At 46.1% G+C, this 4,835-nt stretch carries 3 protein-coding genes; 2 read left to right on the forward strand and 1 reads right to left on the reverse strand.

Going from position 1 to position 4,835, the window contains the following annotated elements; all coding sequences use genetic code 11:
• Positions 1-271 precede the first annotated feature (271 nt).
• The gene (locus RMO27_RS19125) at positions 272-1,666 is read right to left on the reverse strand and encodes an aspartate ammonia-lyase (RefSeq protein WP_396133762.1); all 1,395 of its coding nucleotides are present in this window, start codon (positions 1,664-1,666) and stop codon (positions 272-274) included.
• Between the two features lie 852 nt (positions 1,667-2,518).
• Here RMO27_RS19125 and RMO27_RS19130 point away from each other — a divergent pair.
• On the forward strand, positions 2,519-3,226 hold the full coding sequence (locus RMO27_RS19130; RefSeq protein WP_309735489.1) for a hypothetical protein: 708 nt from the start codon (positions 2,519-2,521) through the stop codon (positions 3,224-3,226).
• 211 nt (positions 3,227-3,437) lie between these two features.
• Complete coding sequence (locus tag RMO27_RS19135; protein ID WP_309735491.1) at positions 3,438-4,676, forward strand: LL-diaminopimelate aminotransferase; 1,239 nt, start codon at positions 3,438-3,440, stop codon at positions 4,674-4,676.
• Positions 4,677-4,835 lie beyond the last annotated feature (159 nt).

Raw genomic sequence — 4,835 nt, forward strand, 5'->3', positions numbered from 1 at the left:
TCTCCTTCATTGTAAGTAATGCTAGCTGGATTACAGATCGATCGGTGTTAGATGGAGCTAACTATTGCTGGCCGATCCAATTGAGATCGATCGCTAGAGAAAGAGTGGGATGATGTTCTTTAATCGGTTCGATCGGATTTAGTCGTAGGCACAAACTCTCAAATGTACCAAACAGCTATGCTCAGGGCGCATTGAGTGCTGTCGCCACCGCCAAGGCTACGGTGACGATGCGGTGATGAATGCCGATCGCGAAGACATCGGCAGGCTAGGATCAGGGTAGCTGACTCATTTTGTCTAAATCTAATACTTGAGCTAATAAATCTGGCTCCATCAATCCTTGTTCCAACACAATTTGCCGCAGCGATTTACCGGTGGCTAGTGACTCTTTGGCGACATTGGCGGCATTGAGATAACCGATGTGAGTATTGAGTGCGGTGACGAGTGCCAGACTGCCTTCGGCATATTCATTGCACCGATTGGGATTGGCAGTAATGCCCACGATACATTGGTCAGTCAGAGCTTGAATCGCATTACCGAGGATCTCGATGCTATGAATCAGATCGTAAGCAATTAATGGCATCATCACGTTTAGTTCCAATTGTCCAGCTTGGGCGGCCATCTCGATCGATCGATCAAACCCCATCACTTGAAAACAGACCATCGAGATCATTTCGGCCATCACGGGATTGTATTTTCCCGGCATGATCGACGAGCCAGGTTGGACGGGCGGGAGTTGGATTTCTTTGAAACCCGTTTTGGGGCCAGAATCCATCAACCGCAAGTCGTGAGAGATTTTCACGAGGTCGGCGGCGAGATTGCGAAGACTGCCAGAAACATTGACAAATGGTGCCATGCTTTGCATCGCGGCCATCAGATGCGGTGCGACTGTTAACGGTTGACCGATTAATGCTCCCAAAAGCTGGGCGACGGTCGATCGATACTCTGGATGCGTATTCAATCCCGTCCCGACGGCACTACCACCCAAGCCTAACTTGGTTAAATCCCCTGCGGCGGTATTAATCCTGACTTGATGGTCGCGCAAGATCTGGGCAAATGCGCCAAAACTGTCTCCCAATCGAACCGGGACGGCGTCTTGCATGTGGGTACGTCCTGATTTGACGATCGCCTGAAACTCGATCGCTTTGGTGTCTAATGCGGCGATGGCACTAGCTAACGCGGGATCTAAAGTATGCGCGATCGCCAGCAATCCACCCACCCGAATCGCTGTCGGAATCACATCATTGGTCGATTGACCGTAATTAACTTGGTCGTTGGGATTGACCCGCTGATAGTTGCCTTTAACATCGCCGAGTAATTCTAGCGCGCGATTGGCTAACACCTCGTTGACATTCATATGATGGGAAGTTCCCGCCCCAGCTTGATAGACATCGACAACAAACTGATCGCGCAGACTGCCCGCTAAAATCTCATCGGCAGCCGTCACGATCGCCTCACTAATTTCCTGGGGAATACAGCCGAGCCGACCATTGGCGATAGCAGCGGCTTTTTTGATGAGGAGGCAAGCATCAACATAAGTTGCCAGCGGCTTGAGGCCGCTAATCGGGAAATTCTCGATCGCACGCAAAGTTTGAATGCCGTAGTATGCAGATTCCGGGATCTGACGTTCGCCCATGGAATCTTTCTCGATCCGGTAATTATCTTGTATCAACACCAAGCCCTCAGTACGTATATATATTATCGATTATTGCCAATATTTGCGCCCAGATCGATCGCATTTCAATCTCGATCGGTCAAAAACGGTAACTATTTTGGTAAATAAAATTGCTAATTGCCTAAAAGTCTACACCTGATCGCCGATCCAAATCGATCGGAGTCGATCGATTCAAGCCATCGCTAACCAGCATCTATCGATCGAATGATCTTTCGCGTCATTGTAAAAAACGCGACATTTATAATTAAATTAGGTAGATGATTTCTAGCTATCTAAAATCATCGAATTTTCCAATTTTCAAATCTCAATCGCTCAATTTGCTAGAGCATTTTAGCGATATCCAGTGATGATTCAAGACATACTTACGGATTAAATAAGATATATATGATACAAACACCTGTTTATTTGATTTAATTGGCTTAGGGTTGTGCTCGATCGCTAAAATCGCGGTTACAGTGTCTGAGAACATTAGTCGAAAATTTATAAATTATTTCAATAATTAAGTAATTTGGCCGTAGATATTTTTTATTATTCGTAAAACCAGAGCGATCTTTAGTTTTTTTAGGCTATATTGCTGGGTTTGATCGTGAATTATGAGAATTTTGCGATGAGCATCTGAACACTAAACGATCTCCTAAATCTCGATCAAATCAATTTTTAGAATTACGCCATTTAGCTGAAAACATTGAATGAGATCGCAGCATTTTGTCAAGTTAAGCTACGATTGAAGTACATAAAGTGGGTGGCTTTTTCAGATTTTATTTAAGTTTTGAATCGCTGTTTGTAGTGGTTATGGACAGAAGGTGTGAAAACAATCATTGTAACAACAGAAAACAGGGGTGTTTTATGAAGAAAATTAAACAGTTCGCAAATTTAGCAAGTATCAAAAAATCGATCATAATTTCTGCGGCTAGCAGTTTGGCTATTGGTATCGCGGCAATGATTCCAGCGACACCTGCGGGAGCAGTAATTCTAACTGGTGGAGAACTTACGTTTACAGGTGGCACGACTAACTTATCTAGCTTAGTTAGACCAAGTGCTCCAGCTTCATTTTCTGTTGACTATAATCAGCCAGCCGCTCTTCCCACCGTTTTAGCTTCAACGGGCAGCTTTAGTTCATTTTTCCCACAGCCTAAGCCTGCGTTGGTCGGTGCTAATATTACATCACCAAATACTTTTTCACTAGTTAGCAGTACTCCTACCAGCTTTCTTTACAGCCTTAATAACCCTCTGTCTTTTAACTTCGGTAGCATCAGTCTAAATGTTGGTTCAGGTTCTACTTTCACGGGTATGTACAATAACATTGGTGGTGTAGACTTCAGCCTATTAAGTAGTGTGGGATCTACCTTCGTAACGACCAGTGATTCTGTTGCTACTCAGATCCAATCACTAAATTTTTCTTTCGGTGATACTGGACTGAGTGGGATCGGTACTTATCGGATCTCAGCTTCGCCGACTTCTGTTCCTGAACCCTTCAGCGTGATTGGGACGATCGTTGGTGGTACCGCAGCTTTCCGGATGAGAAAGAAATTGGCTAACATCAACAAGAACTAGATTGAGCTGAGTTAAATAAAATCGGTGGTATTTTTAGCTGTCGATTAATCTGAAGCTAAAAATAACGGGGTGAAGGTTGGCGGTGGCTAGCCTTCGCCCCGTTTTGCATCGATCACAGTGGGACTGAAGGTTTTCGGCGGGGGATTAATTTCCGGCTGGGTGTTGCGGTAAGCTGTTGAATGAAGATTTGCGACTGAAATATTTAGATATTATGGCAACTATTAATAATAACTACCTCAAACTCAAAGCTGGCTACCTGTTCCCCGAAATCGCGCGGCGCGTCAATACTTACGCTCAAGCCAATCCTGACGCACCAATCATCCGGTTGGGAATTGGGGATGTCACTGAACCTTTGCCAGAGGCTTGTCGGACGGCGATGACTCAAGCGATCGAAGATATGGGCGATCGGGATAAGTTCAAAGGTTATGGCCCCGAACAGGGTTATGCTTGGTTGCGTGAAGCGATCGCGACTCATGACTTTCAGGCGCGGGGATGCGCGATCGATGCCTCCGAAATCTTCATCTCCGATGGTTCTAAATGCGATTGTGGCAACATTCTCGACATTTTCGGACACGACAACACGATCGCCGTTACCGACCCTGTATACCCCGTTTATGTCGATACCAATGTGATGGCGGGGAATACAGGCGATGCTAATGACAAAGGCGAGTATGCGGGCTTGGTTTATCTGCCGATTACCGCTGAGAATGACTTTACCGCGCAGATTCCCAGCCACAAAGTCGATCTGATCTATTTGTGTTTCCCAAATAATCCAACTGGCGCGACAGCTACCCGTGCGCATCTCCAAGCCTGGGTGGACTATGCCAAAACGCATGGCTCGATTATCTTCTTTGATGCGGCTTATGAGGCGTTTATTACCGATCCGAGCTTACCGCATTCAATTTATGAAATTGATGGGGCGCGGGATTGTGCGATCGAGTTTCGATCGTTCTCCAAAAATGCTGGCTTTACCGGAACTCGGTGCGCGCTGACAGTCGTACCCAAAACCCTGACAGCTAAAGCCGCCGATGGTAGCGATGTCGAACTCTGGCAGCTCTGGAACCGTCGCCAATCGACGAAATTTAATGGTGTCTCCTATATCGTCCAACGGGGTGCGGAGGCGGTTTATTCTGAGACTGGGAAGGCACAAGTTAAGGCTTTAATTGGGTTTTATATGGAGAATGCCCAGATTATTCGTAATCAACTGACAGCGGCGGGTTTGCAGGTATATGGCGGGACGAATGCGCCCTATGTGTGGGTAAAAACGCCGAATGGGTTATCGAGCTGGGATTTCTTTGATAAGCTGTTGATGAATTGTCATGTTGTCGGTACGCCTGGTTCGGGGTTTGGGGCTGCGGGTGAGGGTTATTTCCGAATTTCGGCGTTTAATAGTCGGGTGAATGTGGAGGAGGCGATGAAACGGATTACGGCACAGTTTCAAGTTGGTTGAGATCGAGCGATAGATATTAGTGAGGATGGCGGGTTTGTTTGGATCTGTTGGTACTGCGAGAATTTCTAGCATAAACCCGCCCCTACATATCTATAAATATACGCCATCATAAATTCGATCGATCGACCGTAGGGGCGGGTTTATGCTAGTAAATATCGA

The organism is Chamaesiphon sp. OTE_75_metabat_556 (genome assembly GCF_031378165.1).
Classification (GTDB): domain Bacteria; phylum Cyanobacteriota; class Cyanobacteriia; order Cyanobacteriales; family Chamaesiphonaceae; genus Chamaesiphon.